At 47.5% G+C, this 21086-nt stretch carries 17 protein-coding genes; 4 read left to right on the top strand and 13 right to left on the bottom strand.

Going from position 1 to position 21086, the window contains the following annotated elements; translation table 11 throughout:
• Window positions 1-179: 179 nt before the first annotated feature.
• The gene (gene astB / locus Q5L94_RS00320) at window positions 180-1523 is read left to right on the top strand and encodes an N-succinylarginine dihydrolase (protein WP_317497188.1); all 1344 of its coding nucleotides are present in this window, start codon (window positions 180-182) and stop codon (window positions 1521-1523) included.
• A gap of 34 nt (window positions 1524-1557) precedes the next feature.
• Here astB and purF read toward each other — a convergent pair whose 3' ends face one another.
• The 10 genes from purF to fabB form a co-directional block, all read right to left on the bottom strand.
• Window positions 1558-3075 carry an amidophosphoribosyltransferase gene (gene purF, locus Q5L94_RS00315; RefSeq protein ID WP_317496528.1) on the bottom strand — a complete coding sequence of 506 codons (1518 nt, stop codon included), beginning with the start codon at window positions 3073-3075 and terminating at the stop codon, window positions 1558-1560.
• A 14-nt stretch (window positions 3076-3089) separates the two neighbouring features.
• Window positions 3090-3584: a CvpA family protein gene (locus Q5L94_RS00310; RefSeq protein WP_317496527.1), complete on the bottom strand. Its 495-nt coding sequence runs from the start codon at window positions 3582-3584 to the stop codon at window positions 3090-3092.
• Window positions 3585-3673: 89 nt separating this feature from the next.
• Window positions 3674-4219, bottom strand: a complete 546-nt coding sequence (locus tag Q5L94_RS00305) for an SPOR domain-containing protein (protein ID WP_317496526.1) — start codon at window positions 4217-4219, stop codon at window positions 3674-3676.
• 3 nt (window positions 4220-4222) lie between these two features.
• Window positions 4223-5515 carry a bifunctional tetrahydrofolate synthase/dihydrofolate synthase gene (gene folC, locus Q5L94_RS00300; protein WP_317496525.1) on the bottom strand — a complete coding sequence of 431 codons (1293 nt, stop codon included), beginning with the start codon at window positions 5513-5515 and terminating at the stop codon, window positions 4223-4225.
• Window positions 5515-6393, bottom strand: a complete 879-nt coding sequence (gene accD, locus Q5L94_RS00295; protein ID WP_317496524.1) for an acetyl-CoA carboxylase, carboxyltransferase subunit beta — start codon at window positions 6391-6393, stop codon at window positions 5515-5517. Before accD ends, folC begins: the two co-directional genes overlap by 1 nt.
• Window positions 6394-6484: 91 nt before the next feature.
• Window positions 6485-7270, bottom strand: coding sequence for a tRNA pseudouridine(38-40) synthase TruA (gene truA, locus Q5L94_RS00290; RefSeq protein ID WP_317496523.1), 786 nt, complete (start codon window positions 7268-7270; stop codon window positions 6485-6487).
• An 11-nt stretch (window positions 7271-7281) separates the two neighbouring features.
• Entirely contained in the window at window positions 7282-9657 is a 2376-nt protein-coding gene (locus tag Q5L94_RS00285; RefSeq protein ID WP_317496522.1) for a FimV/HubP family polar landmark protein, read from the bottom strand.
• Between the two features lie 79 nt (window positions 9658-9736).
• Window positions 9737-10753, bottom strand: coding sequence for an aspartate-semialdehyde dehydrogenase (locus tag Q5L94_RS00280; protein ID WP_317496521.1), 1017 nt, complete (start codon window positions 10751-10753; stop codon window positions 9737-9739).
• A gap of 9 nt (window positions 10754-10762) precedes the next feature.
• Entirely contained in the window at window positions 10763-11908 is a 1146-nt protein-coding gene (locus tag Q5L94_RS00275; protein ID WP_317496520.1) for a 4-phosphoerythronate dehydrogenase, read from the bottom strand.
• 21 nt (window positions 11909-11929) lie between these two features.
• Entirely contained in the window at window positions 11930-13144 is a 1215-nt protein-coding gene (gene fabB / locus Q5L94_RS00270; protein ID WP_317496519.1) for a beta-ketoacyl-ACP synthase I, read from the bottom strand.
• 133 nt (window positions 13145-13277) lie between these two features.
• On the opposite strand from fabB, the gene mnmC reads away from it, so the two are divergent.
• The gene (gene mnmC / locus Q5L94_RS00265) at window positions 13278-15098 is read left to right on the top strand and encodes a bifunctional tRNA (5-methylaminomethyl-2-thiouridine)(34)-methyltransferase MnmD/FAD-dependent 5-carboxymethylaminomethyl-2-thiouridine(34) oxidoreductase MnmC (protein WP_317496518.1); all 1821 of its coding nucleotides are present in this window, start codon (window positions 13278-13280) and stop codon (window positions 15096-15098) included.
• Here mnmC and Q5L94_RS00260 read toward each other — a convergent pair.
• Window positions 15063-15359 carry a YfcL family protein gene (locus tag Q5L94_RS00260; RefSeq protein WP_317496517.1) on the bottom strand — a complete coding sequence of 99 codons (297 nt, stop codon included), beginning with the start codon at window positions 15357-15359 and terminating at the stop codon, window positions 15063-15065. The two genes, mnmC and Q5L94_RS00260, sit on opposite strands and share 36 nt — an antisense overlap.
• 105 nt (window positions 15360-15464) lie before the next feature.
• Between Q5L94_RS00260 and fldB the strand changes: the two genes are divergently transcribed.
• Together fldB and Q5L94_RS00250 are read left to right on the top strand one after the other, a co-directional pair.
• Window positions 15465-15989 (top strand): flavodoxin FldB, encoded by a 525-nt coding sequence (gene fldB / locus Q5L94_RS00255; protein WP_317497187.1) that lies wholly within the window; start codon window positions 15465-15467, stop codon window positions 15987-15989.
• 1 nt (window position 15990) lies between these two features.
• Window positions 15991-18393, top strand: coding sequence for a zinc-dependent metalloprotease (locus Q5L94_RS00250; protein ID WP_317496516.1), 2403 nt, complete (start codon window positions 15991-15993; stop codon window positions 18391-18393).
• A 33-nt stretch (window positions 18394-18426) separates the two neighbouring features.
• On the opposite strand, the gene Q5L94_RS00245 is transcribed toward Q5L94_RS00250, so the two are convergent.
• Window positions 18427-18807 carry an acyl-CoA thioesterase gene (locus Q5L94_RS00245; protein ID WP_317496515.1) on the bottom strand — a complete coding sequence of 127 codons (381 nt, stop codon included), beginning with the start codon at window positions 18805-18807 and terminating at the stop codon, window positions 18427-18429.
• Between the two features lie 40 nt (window positions 18808-18847).
• A complete protein-coding gene (locus Q5L94_RS00240; RefSeq protein ID WP_317496514.1) occupies window positions 18848-21079 on the bottom strand; it encodes a S9 family peptidase in 2232 nt (743 codons plus the stop codon).
• Window positions 21080-21086: the final 7 nt, after the last annotated feature.

Raw genomic sequence — 21086 nt, 5'->3', positions numbered from 1 at the left:
CAACCGCAACTCGGTTATTTGATAAAAATTCGCACAAGTTAAATAAACAGTCATAATTAAACTAGCAGGCCAAAGTCCAGAAAAATAAAGGCTTTCAAGGCAGTTTTAAAACAGTATAATGGCAATTAAGTTTCTATTTTTAGGTGCACGACACGTGCAGGGAGTATCGAAAAGTGAGCATGCAACACTTCGAAGTCAACTATGACGGTTTGGTTGGCCCAACTCATAATTACGCTGGGCTGTCGTTCGGCAACGTTGCCTCTTTAGCTAATGCAAAAGCAACTTCCAGCCCTAAACATGCTGCCCTGCAAGGCCTGAAAAAAATGAAAGCCTTGCACGATATGGGAATGAAACAAGGCGTGTTAGCCCCACAGGAACGCCCGGATATTTTTGCTTTACGTCGTCTGGGCTTCCACGGTACTGATTCCGAAGTGTTGTACCGTGCAGCAACCGAAGCCCCCGCTATATTTCAGGCCGTTTGCTCCGCTTCCAGTATGTGGACAGCCAATGCCGCGACGGTGTCGCCAAGTGCAGACACCGCTAACGGGAAAGTGCATTTTACCCCGGCGAATCTGACCAATAAGTTTCACCGTTCGTTAGAACCACAAACCAGTGGCCGTATTCTGCAGGCAATGTTCAATAATGGTCGTTATTTTGAGCATCACACTCACTTGCCGGACAATGAACACTTTGGTGACGAAGGTGCCGCGAACCACACTCGCCTTTGCCGTGAATATGGTCATGCCGGAATTGAACTCTTTGTTTTTGGCCGTTACGCTTTCGACAGCTCTAAACCTGCACCTAAGCGCTTTCCGGCAAGACAGACTCTGGAAGCTTCCCAGGCAATTGCCCGGTTGCATGGTTTAAGTGAAGACAACACCGTTTACATTCAGCAGAACCCCGATGTCATTGATCAGGGCGTGTTTCATAACGATGTCATTGCAGTCGGTAATCAAAATGTACTTTTTTATCACGAGCAGGCCTTTGCAGATACCGAGTCGAAATTAGCAGAAATTCAACGCAAATTCGGCGAACATCCGCTACATTTCATTAAAGTTGCTACAGAGCAAGTAAGTATTCAGGACGCAGTAAATACCTATTTATTCAATACTCAGTTAATCACACCACCCGATGGTCAAATGACCATTGTCGCGCCTACGGAGTGTCAGGAAAACGATAATGTCCGTTCCTATCTCGAACAATTAACACAAAGCGCTGACAGCCCGATTAAGCGGGTTGAATACTTTGATGTGAAACAAAGTATGCGTAACGGCGGCGGTCCAGCCTGTTTGCGTTTACGTGTTGCTTTAAACGATGAAGAAATAGCTGGTGCAAACCAGAATTGCCTAATGTCTGACGGGCTATTTAATCGTTTGAATCAGTGGGTAGAGAAGCATTACCGTGACGAGTTAGCGGTCGATGATTTACGTGACCCTGCGCTATTGGAAGAATCGCGTACGGCGCTAGATGAGTTAACACAAATTATGAAGCTGGGTTCAGTGTATCCATTCCAGCAAGACTGAGCGCCAAGCGCTCAGTCTTTTATTTCAGAATAAATTAATCGTTGTCGTTGTGAAGTTCCAGGTTGGCGTCTTCTGAGCCGTCACGGTCGGACCTCGCAACGTCGTTACGTGCCGCATGCAAACGATCCAGGTATTCCTGACTCACATCACCCGTTACGTATTCACCACTGAATACCGAGGTATCAAAACGTTTAATAGAACGATTTTCAGCTCCTACTGCTTCAATTAAATCGTCAAGATCCTGATAAATGAGACCATCAGCTTTAATTATGTCACGAATTTCCGCTGCTTCACGTCCGTGACCAATCAGCTCGTTAGCGCTTGGCATATCAATCCCGTAAACGTTCGGGAAGCGAATTTCCGGAGCCGCTGATGCAAAATAGACTTTTTTTGCACCGGCTTCTCGAGCCATTTCAATTATCTGCTCTGATGTTGTCCCACGTACAATTGAATCATCAACCAGCAGAACATTTTTACCACGGAATTCCGCGCTAATGGCATTTAATTTTCGGCGTACTGATTTACGTCGCTGAGTCTGTCCCGGCATAATAAAGGTACGACCAATATAGCGGTTTTTCACAAAGCCCTGGCGATAAGGTAAGTCCAGCACGCTGGCTATCTCTAAAGCAATATCACAGCTGGTTTCAGGGATTGGAATAACCACATCAATATCGAGATCGTCGTAATCACGCTTTATCTTCTCGCCCAGCTTACGGCCCATATTTACCCGAGAGGCATAGACCGAAATGCCATCAATAAACGAGTCAGGACGCGCAAAATACACGTATTCAAAAATACACGGACAATGTATTGGCTTATCAGCGCACTGACGAGAATACAGCTTGCCGTCGTTAGTAATATAAATAGCTTCACCAGGCTCGACATCGCGCATATATTTAAAACCGGTGCCGTCAATGGCAACGCTTTCAGACGCAACAATGTATTCTTCGCCTTCGTCGGTATCGCGTTTCCCCAGAGCTAAAGGACGAATGCCCCACGGGTCACGGAATGCAACCATGCCATGACCCAGAATCATAGCTACCACAGCGTAAGAACCACGAACCTGACGGTGAACCGCGGTCATGGTGCGAAAAACGTCTTCTTCGCTCAGCGTTAAACTCTCGTTTTTATCCAGCTCATTGGCAAAAATGTTCAGCAAAATTTCCGAGTCGGAGGTGGTATTAATATGACGACGAGCCGTTTGAAACAAATGTTCCTGAACGTCAGCAGCATTCGTCAAATTACCGTTGTGAGCCATCGCAATACCAAAAGGCGAATTAACATAGAATGGTTGCGCCTCCGCTGAACTCGAACTACCTGCAGTAGGATAACGCACATGACCAATACCAACGTTGCCCGACAACCGGTGCATGTGACGCGTATGGAACACATCCCTTACCAGTCCGTTGGCTTTTCTTAAACGCAAAGTACAGTGTTCATCAACTGTCATAATACCAGCGGCGTCCTGGCCACGATGTTGAAGCATAGTTAACCCATCGTAAAGCGCTTGGTTAACAGGTTGCTTACCAACAATACCAACAATACCACACATGTCTTTTCACCTTTTTATACAGGTTGAGGGACTAAAAAACTGGAGCTGTTTTCCAGATAACTGAAAAACCACTGAATAAATATACCGAAATGGGGAATTAACACGGACCCCTTCCACCAGTCACTGGAAGATAACGTGGTAAAGGAGTCGATAAAGAATAATAACGCACTGACAATCAGCACTCCGCGTAAGGCGCCAAACACCAGACCAAGAACCCGATCAGTTCCTGATAAGCCGGTGTGATGAACTAATTGAGAAAGAATATAATTGATAATAGCGCCCAGAATAAGTGTCGCTACGAACAATGCAGCAATAGCGGCTGCGTTTCTCACCAAAGGGTCACCAATTTGGGTAAAGTATACCGCGAGATCTTCGTAGAACTGACTAGCGATAAAAAAAGCTGCTATCCAGATGGCCAGAGACACGGCTTCTTTAACGAAGCCTCTTACCAGACTGATAAGCGTAGAAAGGCCAATAACAATGATAACGGCGTAGTCAATCCAGAGCATAATGACTCACAATTGCTGAGCTAAAGACGCGGGCGATTTTAACAGAATGCGATTCATAATGTGATTTCTTTTCGCATATATTGCAAAACTTATGGCCGGTAGGTAATGACCTTACCTTCAAGACCGGTTAATTCTTTTAATGGCGTTAATTGCTTTTCAAGCTCTGCTTTAGACGTATCAGGACCAACCAATACCCGAATCAAAGAACTGCCTGAGGCTTTTTGTGAGTATGCGGCAAAACCCTTTGCCTGTAACTGAGAAATTAGCCGCTTAACGCTGTCTTCCTGACTAAAAGCACCTAACTGAATCACCCAGGCTTTACCGTCGACCGCGAATTCGACTGGCTCACGTGAGGGAGCCTGTACGTTTGTGTCGTCCTGAACCGAAGCGGCCTCGTCATCTGTCTTCTCAACATTTGATGACGCTTCTTCAACCGTAACCGGCTCTGCTACTGCTCTATCTGAGAGAGTTTCAGGTTTCTGTAGCTGCTCCTCTACTGCGGGCTTTAACGGAATGGTTTCCATTGGTTCCACAGACCCTTTCTTTTCGCCATCAAGCACATCAGGAATAATGATCACGGCTAACGCCACCAATATTAACGTGCCAACGAGACGATTTTGCAGAGGACTGGACAAAGCTCAAGCTCCTTTTAGATACGCGTTAATTCTCGCTACAGTGTAAAACGAGCCGAAGCCGAAAACCAGAGCCTTACCATGATTCATTTGCCATTGCTGCGCTGCTGTTACAGCGGCAGCAAATGCCTGTTCCACAGATTTAAACAAATAACAGGATTCTGTAGGTAGTTTAGCACTGGTCACCAAGTTATCCGCTGTTTCACCACGCGGCTCCGACAGCGAGCCAAGATACCAGCCAGAAGTCTGAGAACTCAATGCGTTAGCAACACCGGCATGGTCTTTATCACTTAACATACCAACTACAGCAAAAACCTTATGCCCGGGATAAAACTTACGTAAATAACGACTGGCATAAACTGCCGCCTGCGGGTTATGCGCAACATCCAGCAAGACTTCAATATCATCAACGTTATGAGATTGCATTCGCCCGGGCAGACTTGCCCTAGTGATACCTTCTCGAATAGCCGATAAGCTGACGGGTAACGGCAATTGTTCGATAGCCGCAATGGCTGTTGATGCATTGATCAGAGGCAGTTTGGGTAACGGTAAGTCATTCAATTGGGTGTTCTGACTGCGATAACTCCAGCTTCCTTTATATTCGGTACGATGAAAGTCACGCCCGACTTGATAAAGCTTAGCTCCTATACGCTCCGCGCTTTCTGCAATACTGGCCGTTGGATTTGCTTCACCGCAAATTAATGGTTTACCCGCTCTGGCAATACCGGCTTTTTCATACCCTATGTGCTCACGATTATTTCCGAGAAAAGCAATGTGATCGATGCCGATGCTGGTGACCACCGCCACGTCTGTGTCAACACAGTTAACTGCGTCTAATCGCCCACCGAGACCCACCTCAAGAATAGCGACATCCGGAGACTGGCGACCCATCAACCAAAGCGCGGCTAAAGTACCGAACTCAAAATAAGTTAATGACGTATTGTTACGAGCCTGCTCAATAGCATGAAAGGCATTAACGTGTTCGGAGTCCGGCAATTCTTGCGCATTAACCCGAACTCGTTCGCGGTATTCAGTAATATGCGGTGAGGTATAAACGCCAGTCGTGTAGCCTGCCGCCTGCAGAATCGTTTCCAGATAACAAACTGTTGAGCCTTTACCATTGGTTCCGCTAACCGTGATGACTAAAGGTGCGGGCTTTAATACGCCAGCATTAGCGGCCACTTTGGCTGCACGCGCCAGACCCATATCGATATTTTTCGAGTGAAGATTTTCCAGATAGGACAGCCACTCCTGCAGTGGGGCTGTCACCGCAGGAGCTGATAAAGATATTTCGGCCATTACTCGTTTACGCTTACTTCCGTAGCCTCGGTAGAGGGTAAGTTTTGCATTTTTGCTAGCAAACGGGCAACGGTGTCGCGCATATCACGACGGTCGGTAATCATATCTATGGCCCCATGTTCCAGCAAGAACTCAGCACGTTGAAAGCCTTCCGGTAAAGTCTGACGAACCGTTTGTTCAATAACTCGTGGCCCGGCAAAACCGATGAGTGCTTTAGGTTCAGCAATATGAATATCGCCCAACATTGCCAGACTCGCAGAAACACCACCCATGGTCGGGTCGGTTAGTATCGAGATGAACGGCAGACCTTCTTCGCTCATACGGGCTAAAGCCGCAGAGGTCTTAGCCATTTGCATTAACGACATCAGCGCTTCCTGCATACGAGCACCGCCGGAGGCAGAGAAACAGACCAGCGGAATACGATGCTTAAGGCAAACTTCGGCAGCCAGTACAAACTTAGCCCCTACGACCGATGCCATGGAGCCGCCCATAAAGTTAAAGTCAAAGGCAACCGCGACTAAAGGAACACCTTTTACGGTACCCTTCTCGGCAATTAAGGCGTCGTTCTCGCCCGTGCTTTTTTGTGCGGCTGCAATACGGTCTTTGTATTTTTTTGAATCTTTAAAGCGCAGCACATCTTTTGGCTCTAAATCTGTGCCTATTTCTTCGCGATTATCTTTATCCAGAAAAATGTCTAACCGACTACGCCCGGTAACCCGCATGTGGTGATCGCACTTAGGGCAAACATTAAGGCTGCGCTCTAAGTCAGCCTTATAAATAATATTGTCACAGGCCGTGCACTTACTCCACACGCCCTCTGGAACACCACGTCGTTTGTTAATTTTTGGCTTCGCAAGAATTCTTTCTATCCAGCTCATACTATTCCGCCCAAAGGCTGTTATTAGTCAATTTGATGTAGCTTACATGGTACCACAAATGGGTCAAGCAAAGAGGTCATAACAGTGACTCTTAATCGCCTAGCCATAAAGGCCCCAGTGGAGCATCGGGTATATTATAGTGTTCCGGGTAAGTTACTGCCACCAGATAAAGCCCACCCGGTTTCGCTGTAGCTGCGGCCTTGGTGCGGTCTTTTTGTCTTAGCAGTTCACCAATCCACTCCGGTGGCTGCAAATGCTGACCAACGACAATCAAACTACCGACGATATTGCGCACCATATGGTGTAAAAACGCATTCGCCGAAATATCCACGATAATATAGTCACCGCGGCGTTCAACCGTTAAGCCGGAAACCTTACGAAACGGCGTATGCGACTGGCAGTGAGATGCCCGGAAAGCAGTGAAGTCGTGTTCACCGATGAGCGCCTGAGCAGCTTCTTGCATAACCTCAGCATCAAGCGGTTGATGATAATGACTGACTCCAGCCGAATGGATACCCGGACGGAATCTGGTATTGGCAATAATATAACGGTAACGTCGTGAGGTAGCGCTAAAACGAGCACTGAATTCGCTGTCAACCTCCCGCGCCCAGCGCACAGCAATGCCAGCGGGCAAATTACTGTTTACTCCTAACGTCCAGGCAACATCAGCTCTTGGTACCGGGACATCAAAATGCACTATCTGCGCGGTAGCGTGAACGCCGGCATCCGTTCTGCCTGCGCAGGTCACCGCAACAGGAGCATTGGCTATTTTACTCAAAGCCTCTTCAACACACTGTTGAACACTGGCTACTTCACGTTGTCGTTGCCATCCATAATAACGACTGCCGTCGTATTCAAGGCATAAGGCCATTCGCATACTACTTTATCCTACGAATCTAATTTTTGTTGCAGCGTCTTAGCTTCATTTGCCAGCGCTTCATCATCACCTTCTGCTAATTGCTGAAGAATCTCCCGCGCTTCGTCCTCTTCGCCCATTTCAATATAGGCTCTGGCCAAGTCGAGCTGACCCGCCGGATCATCATCTTGTGGAGCACCTTCTGCATCTCCTGATTTATCATCCGGTAAAACGTCTTTTACTGCCGAGGACTGATAGCGGTCACTGTCTTCATCTTCCTCATCGGCGTCCGCCATTAAGGAGTCAATATCCACAAATTCATCATCGTCGGTAGCGCTCTCGGTTTCATCTTTTTCCGCAACCGGCTCATCTTTATCGGCAGTGTTATCCGCGTTATCGGTACCGCCAAAGAGTGACTCTAAGTCTTTGTCTGCTTCGTCTTCGGCCTGATCAAGTTCCGCATCGTCGTCGGGAACTTCTTCTTCAAGGTCATCCAGTTCGTCTAGCGACTGCGTCAGCTCATCCGACTCTTGCAGCAACTGTTCAAGATTATCCTCTTCGGAGTTTTCTTCTGCAGACTGATTTTCTTCCTGCGGCGTTAGCTCGTTTTCTTCCGGTTCGGGAGTCTCTTCTGGTTTAGCCTCATCAGCTTCTTGTTCACCTTCTGCTTCGGAGCTGTCTGTTTCTATGCTTTTAACTTCATCGCTTTCCGACTCGTCGTCCTGGCTTTCCGAAAGACCTAATTCAGCGAGAACATCATCAACTTCGCTGTCGTCAAAATCATCCGGCAGCAAATCATCATTTTCTTCATCAGACTCGCCTTCACCTTCGTCCGGAGTTTCATCAGCCGCAGGCTCATCATTGCTGTCAGCTTCTTCAGGGGCTTCTGAAGGCGCATTATCGGACAAAATGTCATCTATATCATCGGCGTCCGCTACCGCAGACTCGTCTTCCGTTGCTTGGTCTTTTTGCTCATTATCTTCTGAGTCAGGCTCATCAGCTTCTGCACTTGATGACTCCGGAGACTCTTCTTCATCATCTACGGAAAGGTCTATGGCCTGTTCATCATCATCGTCGGCTTCGCCAAACAAACGGTCCAGTTCATCCTGAGACAATTCACCAGATTCTTCGTCTTCTTCATCCGGCAGTACAGCCTCATCATCATCATCTAAATCGTCTTCTACAGCAGGATTATCCTCTACATCAGGTTCAGGTTCAGGTTCAGCTTCGGCTGCCGGTTTCGGCTTTTCCTTTTTGGCATCAGCTTTACTGTCGTCTTTTTCATCATCAAGACGAACGCTCAAATCAGCGGCTTCCGGTTCACCCGAATTGCCGGTTAACTCGGCTTCTAATGCACTTAAGTCGTCACCTTCATCGTCAGAGCTTTCTTCACCGTCAATATCGAATAAGCCATCCGTACTGTCGTTAGGCGCATCACCCAACAATTCTTTATCAAGTTCCGCGGCAGCTTCTTCTTCAGTAAGCTCTTTGCTGGTCTTCTCTTCCGCCTCTTCATCTTCCTCTGACGGTCTTGTTGAACGGCGTAAAAAGAAGAAAACAATAAGACCGATAATGAGCAGTGCCGGTAATACCGATACAAGCAACATATTCAGAGGACTTTGCAACCAGTCAGAAAAACCGGACTCCTCCTCTATTTCTTCCCGGGCTTGCTGTTCAAGCAGTTCTCGCTGTTGAGCTAATACCTGTTGAAACTGAACTTCCAGCTCATCGGTTTTGCTTACATTGTTGGTGAGCTCATCTAAGCGCGACGCTAGTGCGTCGATGCGCTCCTGTAAAGACTTATTCTCCTCATACATGCGTTCAACCGCCTGCATGGACTGCTGCATATCAGAGCGCAGCTCCTGAAAATTCTGTTCCTGTCGCTGTTCAACTTCCTGAATCGTTTGTTCAGCTTTCTCCCGAGCCTGTTCAAGTAATTCCTGCTGTTCCGCACGAGTTTCCTGAGTGTCCTGCCGAGCTTGCGAAAGTTGTTGAGACTTAGTTTTTAACTGACCATCAACCACGACTTGCCGGCGCGCAGCTTCGGGGTTAACCATTTTAATTTCTTGTAAAGAGGGAATGCGCAGATAAAAACCGTCGAGCATTCGGTTCATATTGCCATCGACGAAGGCCTCGTCGTTCGCCTGTACAATAGCCACCATAGTTTGATACTGAGTCACACTTGAGTGGGGCTTATAGCGTTGCGCAATATCCCACAGCGTGTCGTTGCTGTTGATAGGCCCATAGCGCTCCTGACCAATACGGACATCGGTTGCTTCTGAACCCTTCTCGCCTTTTATAACGACACCATCCTGCCAACCTGCGGCAGCGACAGTGACGCTGCCGGACAACAACATGGTTGCCAGCGAGAAATATCTCAGTACCTGCACTATCTTGGTTTTTCTCATCCTTCAGTCTCTGCCCGCGCTTTGCTCTTATCTTTAACGGCGTTCGTTAAAAAAACTTTATGACATACAGCGGCTTAAATTACCAGTAATCACGAATTAAAGTTTCCGCAATTTGTATGCTGTTGGTCGCCGCACCTTTGCGTATGTTGTCCGATACAACCCACAGGTTAAGTCCGTTAGGATGGCTGATATCTTCCCGTACCCGTCCGACAAAGACATCGTCATTGCCAGCGGCATCCCCCACTTGAGTTGGAAATTCCTCGCGCTGCTCCATTAAGGTAACACCAGGGGCTTCACTTAACAGCTGCTTTGCATGCTCAGCTGTAATTGGCTGACGCGTTTCAATATGAATAGCTTCTGCGTGCCCGAAAAACACAGGAACCCTGACCGCCGTAGGATTCACCCGAATACTGGGGTCATTAAATATCTTTTGAGTTTCCCACACCATTTTCATTTCTTCTTTGGTGTAGTCGTTCTCCTGGAAAACGTCTATTTGAGGAATACAGTTGAAAGCAATTTGTCGACTAAAGTTCGCGACCGTCGGCTGCTTTCCATTTAATAGTTCTGCAGTTTGCTTCGCCAGCTCTTCCATCGCATCTTTACCAGCGCCGGATACCGACTGATAGGTACTGACATTAATGCGTTCAATACCAACCGCATCATGAATAGGCTTAAGTGCCACCATCATTTGAATAGTGGAGCAATTCGGATTGGCAATAATATTACGGTTCCTGAAATCAGCTAAAGCCCAGGCATTCACCTCCGGCACCACCAAAGGAATATCCGGTTCATAGCGATATTCAGAAGTATTATCAATAACAACACAGCCGGCTTCAGCAGCTTTTGGAGCAAACTCCCGTGAAATTGAGCCACCAGCGGAAAAGAATGCGATATCAGCATTAGACCAGTCGAACTCACCAGCATCTAACACTTCTATTTCCTCGACATTAAAGTCGATTGTTGCGCCAGCAGAGCGAGTACTTGCTAATGGAAAAAGTTCTGCCACTGGGAATTTTCGCTCAGCTAAGATTTCTATCATTTGCTTACCTACTAAACCTGTTGCACCTAATACGGCAACGCGAAACCCATGTGACATGCTGACTCCTTACTTAGACAATAGTCGGGCATCGAAGCCCAACTGTAAAAACTGTATATATTGCTCTCTATTATGGCATGTAACGACCTGATTAATGAACTCTCTGCGCGGGCTTTCTTTGCGATAGTTGCGCCGCAAACTGTCAAAACCGTCGGTAGTGAGGGCCCGTTGCCGAAAAAGCTCATCGTCCCGGAACAAGTCGAAGTGTTCTTTTGCCCACAAGTTAAGGTTTTCCGGTAAGTCCAACTCACTAGCGTTACGAGGATTCCAGACGACCGCGGGCAACACATCAGATAAAGTCTTACTGAATGGCCTGCCAAAGTGTTCCAGCAGTGCATTTGAAATCATTACCGCCCCGCCAACTTTACCTTCCAGACTGTGGCCGGCAATGTGCGGAGTTGCGATATCAACGTAAGGCACTAAACCTGACAATACTTCGGGTTCATTCTCCCATACATCCAGCACCAGCGATGGGCGCTCACCCTGCTCGACTCGCTCCAGTAAAGCGTTGTTATCGATAACAGCCCCCCGGCTGGCGTTAATTAATAACTGCTGCGAATGCAGTGACTGCAATGCCGTATTTTCAAACAAATGCTGAGTCGGGAAATCGCCGTCCCGCGTCAAGGGGACATGGCAGGAGATAATATCGGCCGTTAGTACACGCTGCCAATGGTCATGCACAAACTTAACGCCTTTTTTACACAAGGGCGGATCATAATAATGAACATTGAGTCCCAGAGCTTCCAGCCTCTTTCCCGCGGCTTTTCCCGTATGCCCGGCACCGACAATAGCAACATCGATTTCGTCAGCTACATATTGGGGTTTGCCACTTAACCAATTGAGCACCGCGCACAATACATACTCACCAACCGATTGCGCATTCGCCCCCGGCGCGTGGGCAAACCCAATCCTCCGCTCTTTTAAAGCCTGAATATCTATATGCTCAGTGCCAATGGTTGCGGACGCAACAAATTTAAGTTTAGGAGCTCGTTCTAAGAGTGCTCTATCAACTTGAGTCACAGAACGCACGAGTAAAGCGTCAGCTTCTGCTAACAGTTTCTGCGGGGGGATTCGTTCAGAAAAGTAGGAAAGAGTTCCCGCATCCGACAATAAGTCGGAAAGTGCGGGAATATTCTGATCGGCAACGATTTTCATCGAAATAACCGATCTTGTCGATTATTCAGAGTATTGGCGCATCACTAACGACGCGTTTGTACCACCGAAGCCAAAGCTATTAGACATAACCGTTCGCAGCGGTGCTTCAGTTGTCTGTCTAATGATGTTCATGCCGTCGGCTTTTTCATCCAGCTCTTCAATATTGATTGAGGGTGTTACAAACCCATTCTTAAGCATAAGCAGCGAGTAAATAGCTTCGTGCACACCAGCTGCGCCCAGAGCATGGCCTGTCATTGCTTTTGTCGCACTAATCATTGGCGTTTTCTCTGGGAAAACCTCACGAATGGCTTCTAACTCTTTAACGTCACCAACTGGTGTACTGGTACCATGCGTATTCAAATAATCGACTGGCGTATCTACCGTTTCCATTGCCATTTTCATGCAGCGGACGGCACCTTCACCCGATGGGGCAACCATATCGTAGCCATCTGACGTCGCACCGTAACCAACAATTTCACCGTAAATTTTGGCGCCACGAGCTTTTGCTGCTTCCAGTTCTTCAATAACCAGAATACCGCCGCCACCAGCAGGTACAAAACCATCACGCCCCTGATCGTAAGTACGTGACGCTTTTTCAGGCGTATCATTGTACTTAGTACTTAATGCACCCATGGCATCAAATTCCATGCCCAGCGTCCAATGCAGCTCTTCACCACCGCCGGCAAAAACGCGATCTTGTTTACCGAACTGAATTAATTCCAGCGCATGGCCGATACAATGCGCAGAGGTTGCACAAGCAGAGCTTATTGAATAATTAACGCCTTTAATTTTAAAAGGCGTTGCCAGGCAAGCCGAAGTGGTTGAAGCCATGCAACGAGGTACCATGTATGGACCTACTTTTTTCACGCCACGCTCACGCAAAATATCAGCCGCAGCAACCTGATGCTCGCCAGAAGCACCACCGGAACCAACAACTAACCCCGTACGCGGGTGAGAGACTTGCTCTTCGGTTAAGCCTGAATCCTCGATAGCCTGAGCCATTGCTATGTAAGCATAAGCTGCCGAATCACCCATAAAGCGCAACGCTTTGCGATCAATATGGTCTTTAGGATTTAAATCAACAGCTCCCCAAACCTGGCAGCGAAGTCCCATTTCCGCAAAAGACTCTGAACGGGTAATACCCGACTTGCCGGTGCGTAATGACTCCAGCACTTCTTCTTGATTGTTCCCGATACTCGATACAATACCCAGTCCGGTGATAACAGCTCTTCTCATTCTTTAATCCTGTCTGACATTTCTACGTCGATATCTTACCAACGTCGTGTGTGAATGTGGTCTGCTTTGTCCACTGTTGTTCGTAAAGTTGTTATTATAGCGTTCATCAACCAATAAATCATGGGATAGCCGCTTGAATTCTAATTCATCTGTTCAGTTTAACGAGCAAGGCGTGCCCGTTTCCACTACTTTCGATGATATTTATTTTTCTGTCGAAAGCGGTGTTGAAGAAAGTCAGTACGTATTTCTGGCGCAAAACGGATTACCGGAACGCTGGCTATCGCTACCAGCTCATTACAGCTTTACCATAGCCGAAACCGGGTTTGGTACAGGGTTAAACTTTCTGCTGACCTGGAAACGTTTTTTAGAGCAGGCACCTGCCAACACACGTCTTCATTTTGTCAGTTTCGAAAAGTTCCCTTTATCGCGTCAGCAACTTAAACAAGCATACCAATTGCTCGAACCCATAGAGGAATTCAGTCAGTCGTTTCTAGAGCACTACCCGGCAACGGATCCCGGCTGTCATCGCATTATACTATCACAGGGCAGGGTCATTCTGGATCTGTGGATAGGCGACCTTAATGAGCTGATACCAGAATGGCTTCCACAGGCACAGCAACAAATTGACACCTGGTTTCTCGACGGTTTTGCTCCAGCAAAGAACCCGGAAATGTGGCAGCCAGCACTTTTTGATGCCATGAAGCAAACCGCACACAGCGGGACAACCTTTGCTACCTTTACCGCTGCCGGCAGTGTCAAAAGAGCACTACAGCAAAGCGGATTCGAGGTTCAAAAAGTAGCGGGCTTTGGCCGCAAACGAGAAATGCTTTGTGGTCACTATCATAGCGCCGAAGTTTGTCAAAAATATTACGACAGGCGTGATGTTACCATTATTGGCGGCGGCATCAGTGCAGCGTGTTCCGCCCTTGCACTGAAACAAAGAGGCGTGAACGTCAGAGTTATTAATACCGGTACTGCTGACGGTGCATCCGGAAACCCTCAGGGAGCAGTTTATCCTCTGTTACACGCCGAGCATACGCCGCTCAGTCGTTTTTACTGGCAGGCGTTCTCCACAGCCACCAGCTTCTACCGTAACTTTTGTGCAGACCACTGGTTTCCTGTCGGCGTTATGCAACCGGCCTTTAACGATGACAGAGCTAAGCGTTACCAGCGTATAGCCGATAACCTTTACGCGACAGACACGGTACGCTATTTACCTCAGCCGGAGGCAGAACAAGAAGCCGGGGTTCCACTGGCAGTTCCAGCGCTGCACTACCCTAAAGCCGGATGGTTACGGCCGGCGGCTGTGGTCAAAAGCCTTTTGGAAGTCGCAAAAATTGAACTTGTTGAAGGCGAAGCTACGGCTCTGGAGAAAACTGAAAATGGCAGTTGGCAGATATCACTAAAGGACGAAAGTGTGCTGATCGCTGAGCGGGTTCTCATTGCCGCGGGTCATCACATCAATTCGTTATTGCCGGAAAGCGTCAAACCGCTGCCAATACAACCGGTTCGCGGACAAGTCAGTCTGGTGCAAACAACACCGTTATTGTCTTCGCTGAAAACGGTTTTATGCTTTAAAGGCTATTTAGTTCCGGAAGATGGCAAGCATCATTGTGTTGGCGCAACCTTTAATCGCGATAGAGAGGATTTAGAGCCAACCACTAAGGATGATGAAGAAAACCTGAAACAACTGGCTGAAAACGCGAAACAACCATGGGCTGAGTCTCTGCACTTAACATCCCAAAGGGTCTCGGTACGGGCGACCAGCCCCGATCACCAGCCTGTTACCGGAGCGGTTGCCGAAGATTTATATGTTATTACAGCGCTGGGGTCACGAGGCTTCACTTCTGCTCCTATTCTGGCAGAAGTGCTAGCCTGTCAGTTAACCGGAGAGTTAGTGCCGTTAACTCAGGATGCTTTATGCCGTATCTCCGTCAGTCGCTTTGAGAGCTAATTTGTCCAGTACATTGTTAATGTGAGCCTGGTCCGCCGGAGACAACTCATGTCGCGTTTTGTGAACTGCCTCACGCAAAGCCGGCATGATCTTCTCCGGTTGAGTCTCACCAGCCATTTCCAGTTGCGCAACGACTAAGTCGAAATGCCCGCGCAAATACCCGCAGGCAAATAACTCATCATCTGTCCCGGAAACCACCGCATCATCGAATACGGTTTCAAGTTGTTCCACTAATTGATCAAAGTCCGTACGAGTTCCCATCTGCAGTTTCCCGTTGAAAAACAAAGGCACTCATTCTAACGGTCTTTTTGTTACAATGCATCCGCATCACAGACTCAACCTATGACAGAGGTAGTTATTATGTCCCTGGAAATTGGCTTGTTTTACGGCTCTACCACTTGCTATACCGAAATTGCTGCAGAAAAAATTCAGCAAGCCATCGGCGAGGACATCGTCCAGCTGTTTGATATAAAAAATACCCCGCTAAAAGAAGCTGAGCAATTTGATATTCTTATTTTCGGCATTTCCACCTGGGACTTTGGCGAACTTCAGGAAGACTGGGAAAGCCATTGGGACGACATAAATGATGTGAACCTGAACGGTAAAATTGTTGCGCTTTTTGGCATGGGCGATCAGGAAGGTTATACCGATTGGTTCCAGGACGCTCTGGGCATGCTGCACGATGCCATAGCCAACCACGGCTGCAAGCGCATTGGTTTTTGGCCAAATCAGGGGTACGAATTTGCTGCTTCCAAAGCGTTAACCGCAGATAACACTCAGTTCGTCGGTTTATCACTAGATGAAGACTCCCAATATGAGCTATCAGATGAACGTATCGAACAATGGACGACGCAAGTTTTAGAAGAAACTGCCGAACAATTAGGACAATAAAATGCAAAGCTTTCTTTCAAAAGCCCTGCTGTTACTCGCTTTGCTAATATCGGTAACGGCTCAGGCAAAAACCGAAGTTTCCAGTATTGACCAGTTCACCTCGTCATTTCAGGAGCACCCCGGTTTTTTCACCTTTTACCACGATGAAGCGAGTGCAAAGTTTTATCTGGAAGTGCCCAGACAAGGATCACAGTTTATTTTTCAAACCAGTCTTCCCTGGGGCTTAGGTTCTAATGATGTCGGGCTGGACCGCGGTCAACTGGGGGAAACTCGGTTAGCCTCATTTCATGTTGAGGGAAATAAGACGTTACTGGTTCAACACAACACCGAGTTTCGTGCACAAACCAGGAATCAGGCTGAACGCAGTAGTGTCGATCAAGCGTTTGCCGACGCCGTGCTTTATGGTTTTGACGTTGTTGCCAGCAACAACGAACGTGTATTAATAGACTACACCCCTTACTTGTTGAGCGATGTACACGGTGTTAGTAAGCGCTTACAGCAGACCGAGCAAGGACAGTTTAAGGCTGATACAAGCCGCTCAGTGATTTACCCTGAACGCAGCAAAGCCTTTTCAGAAAATACGGAACTGGAAGCAAAAGTCACTTTTGTCGGCGAAGGAAAAGGGCAGTGGGTCAATCAGGTTGCAGCCAACGCCGATGCGCTTTCTTTGCACCTCCATCATTCTTTTATAAAGTTACCTGACGCCGGATACCACCCCCGGAAATTTCATCCAAACAGTGGTTTCTGGGCTCACAGTTTTAAAGACTACGCCGCACCTCTTGGCGAATCGATGACAGTTCAATATATCCCACGCCACCGGTTGAATAAGAAAGACCCTATTGCCTCACAAAGTGAGGCGCGTGAACCTATTGTTTATTATCTTGATCCGGGTGCTCCGGAACCTGTCAAAACAGCACTGCTTGAAGGTGCCCGCTGGTGGGCTCGGGGCTTTGAAGCCTTGGGTTACGAAAATGCTTTTCAGGTAAAAGTTCTGCCCGACGATGCTGACCCTATGGATGTGCGCTACAACGTCATTCAGTGGGTTCACCGTGCAACTCGAGGTTGGTCTTACGGCTCATCGGTAATAGACCCTCGTACCGGCGAAATCATTAAAGGTCATGTCACCCTTGGGTCACTGCGTGTCCGCCAAGATATGAAAATAGCCGAAGGCTTATTGACCCCTTTTATCGAAAACCCCAGAGAACTTAAAAGCGCGGTTAAAAATATGGCTCTGGCTCGTATTCGCCAATTAAGTGCGCACGAGATAGGCCATACCTTAGGCATTGCTCATAACTTTGCTGCCAGCGCGTCAGACAGGGCTTCCGTTATGGACTATCCTCACCCGCTGGTAAACCTGACAACCAATGGCAGTTTAAGCTTGAGCAACGCTTACACAGAAGGCCTAGGAATATGGGATAAGCAAGTTCTGGCTTATGGGTACAGTGACTTTGGCGGTATGCCGTCGTCTGACGAGCAACTCGCCCGTATTCTGGACAAAAATAAAACACTCAACCTGAGCTTTATTTCCGACAGAGACGCACGCCCTGCCGGTGGTGCTCACCCTCAGGCACATTTATGGGATAACGGCGGTGACCCTGTTACCGAGCTTGAGCGACTGCTTTCCGTGCGTCAGCAAGTGTTGGATAACTTCAGCAAAGACATGCTGAACGGCGATCAGCCATTAAGCCAGTTGCAATCGACTTTTGTACCTATTTACTTGCTGCACCGCTACCAGACCGAAGCGGCAGTAAAACGTCTGGGTGGTGTTAATTACCATTATTATATGGCTGACGAATCTACAGACGACTACCAGCCAGTAGGTGCTGCCAGACAACAAACTGCTCTGAAGCAGTTATTAAAAACCATTCAGGCAGATACTTTGCGCGTACCCTCACATATTCAACAATGGCTGGTGCCGCCAGCTTACGGTGAAAGCCCGTCCCGCGAAAACTTCAGTGGTAAAACAGGGCTAATCCCCGATACCGTCAGCATGGCTGCCAGTGCCGCGGATCACAGTTTGAATTTGATGCTAAACAGCCAGCGTCTGAACCGGTTAGCACAACAACACGCGGACAATGACCGAGTGCCTTCTCCGGCCGGACTGATGACAGCAATTTTCAATACTGTTTTCAGCGACTGGGAAAACGCAAAGAAAGACCCTGTTCAGCAGCGCTTACTGGCAACGGCCATCAACGCCGAAGTAAGAGCAGTAAAAAATTCGGGACTGGCTGCAGAAACCCGGTTAGTCATGCGAGCAGAGCTGGCTGAACAACAACAGCAACTTGCCAAGTCCGACTCACTACTAATACAACAATTAGCAAAAGATTTAGATAAATTTTTAAACGAGGGGGAATGGCCCGAACAGTACGAACCCGAGCCGTTACCGCCGGGTTCGCCCATCTAAAACCGTTAATGTAGAGCCGCTTTCGGGCGGCTCTTAAAAGTCGTCTAACTGTTCTTTCGTTTTGCCATGAGGCGTTGGCTGGCGCGTTTCCGGATCAATATGTACGAACACAATGTCGTCAGCTGAACAAATGTTTTGCTTGGTGTGCTTATTGCGTACCAGACAAGTGATAGCTAAAGACGTACGTCCCGCAGATTTCACCTGCAAGCCAAATTCAACGACATCGCCCTGAAACGCTGAGGTTTCAAAGGTAATAGCACCAATATGCTTAGTTACCAGGCTTTTTGACCCTAACTGGCAACTGGCAAAGATATAAGCTTCTTCGTCAATCCATTCTAAAATACGGCCACCAAATAGCGAACCGGCAAAGTTCAAATCATTTGGCATAACCAGTCGGCGAGATAAAAAGCGCATAGTCACTCCTTGTTCATGGAAGATATGTACATATTATAACCTATTGTTCGCCAATGGTTTGTTGAAAAAATTGAGCAATCATCGAATATAAATGAATTTTTTTATTACGCCCGTTAATAGAATGCTTTTTCCCCGGATAATTCATCATTTCAAAAGCCTGAGCGTTATCCTGTAATTGCTTGTAGAGCTTTGTGCTATGAGTAAACAAAACATTGTCATCGGCCATTCCATGATAAATCAGTAAATCACCTTTTAAGTTCTTACTGTATGGAAAAACCGATGAGTTTTCATAGGCATCGCCGTCATTAGGCATGCCCATAAAACGTTCAGTATAATGCGTATCATATAGACGCCAGTCGGTTACCGGTGCGCCAGCTACTCCGGCCTTAAAGTATTCAGGTGCTTTAAACATAGCCAGCAACGACATATATCCACCGTAGCTGTGACCGTATATACCAATACGCTTTGAATCGACATAAGGCAGGCTGGTTAAATACTTAACCCCCACCACCTGATCGTCCACTTCCGGGCTCCCCATGTTTTTATAAATAGGTGCCTCGAAGCGTTTTCCCCGGTTCGCCGAACCCCGGTTGTCCAGAGTAAAGACGATAAAGCCCTGCTGAGCCATATACTGAACAAAACCGCTACCCCAGCTTTTCGTTACTCGCTGAGCGCCGGGTCCACCGTAAACATACACAAGAACCGGATACTGCTTTTCTGCATCAAAGTCTTTTGGCTTGGTCATTTTGTAGTACAGTGTCTGACCGTCTTCAGCTTCCAGTTCACCAAATTCAGGGTAACGCCAGTTTCTCAAATAAGGAGAGAGTGCATGCTCTCCAGTCACTTTGTTTTCAGCCAGCCACACCAGATGATTCCCTGTAGGACCGTGTAAACTCACTTGTTTAGGCTGCTGAGACGATGAGTAGGTATCCAGATACGAGCGTGCATCGGTGTCAAATTTAATATTGTGCATGCCTTCGCGTGCAGTAATGCGCGTAGGATTAGCCGCAGAACTGGCATTTAGCTGAGTACGATACAGGTGAGATTCCAGAGGTGACTTTTTCCGAGCGGTAAAATACAGTGTACCAGTACTTTCATCAATCGCTTCCAGTTCATCAACCTGCCAGTCGCCGGCACTCAATTGACGAATTAATGACCCATCCAGGCGATATAAATAAAGGTGTTTGAAACCACTTCGTTCAGATGCCCAAATGAAATGTTTGTTATCATTTAAGAAATACAAGTCATCGTGCAGGTTCAGCCAGCTGTCCGAGGTCTCCGTTAATAACTCGCGCTGAGTTTCGCTTGCTCTATTATAAAGCCAAAGCGTCAAGGCCTGCTGATTCCGGCTCTGCCATTGGTAACTCAAACGATTGCTGTCACCAACCCATTTCACCCGGGCCAAATAACCATCACTTTTCTTATCCAGCTGCAACCAATTGGTCTGCTTGTCGGCAATTTTATATACACCCAGGTCAATCTCAACATTGTCACTTCCGGCGAACGGATAACGTTGTTGTATGGTTTCAATTCGGTCTGCGTATATCTCGCTACGGGTGGCCAGAGGCACCGGGCTTTCATCGACTTTAGTCAGCGCGATAGCCGACTCATCCGGAGCCCACCAGTAACCTGTCATGCGCTTCATTTCTTCCTGTGCAACAAACTCCGCCATGCCAAACTTAAGCGTGTTACCGCCTTCGCTTGTAACCGCGTGTTCTTCGCCATTGGCAAGATCAATAAAGTACAAGTTCTGTTCCCGGACAAAAGACACATAGCCGCTTTTTGGCGAGAACTTAACGTCAGTTTCAAAAGCATCCGTCTTTGTCAGCTGAGTCACTTTTTCTTCATCAGTCCGGTAATAAAAAACATCACCGTTATAGGGAAAAAGCAGCGCGTCCCCTTTTGCTGACCAGCTGTACTCAATTATGCCATTGCCACTAATGCGTTGACGCTCCCTGCGGGCTTTCTCTTCATCGGACAATTCAAGCTCATCGGCGGCAAGCTGGTCTGCTGAAACTAACAATTTATGCTTGTCGGCTTCAATATCGTATAACCAGAGATCATAACGTTGCGGGTCTTCCTTACTGCCTTTTAAGTATGAAAGGTATTGCCCGCCGGGCGCAAATTTTAACGACTTGGGAGTTTCACCCGTAAGACTGGGACCACTAAATAAACGCTCTATGGTTAATTCTTCGGCAAAAACAGAGAGACTAAAAAAGCTAAAAACAATAACAGCAATCGCCTGGATACGACGATTAAAATGAAAAGGCATGATGCAA

It is taken from the genome of Idiomarina sp. Sol25, assembly GCF_033052775.1.
Lineage (GTDB): Bacteria > Pseudomonadota > Gammaproteobacteria > Enterobacterales > Alteromonadaceae > Idiomarina.
This window is presented reverse-complemented; position numbering and strand designations above follow the sequence as displayed.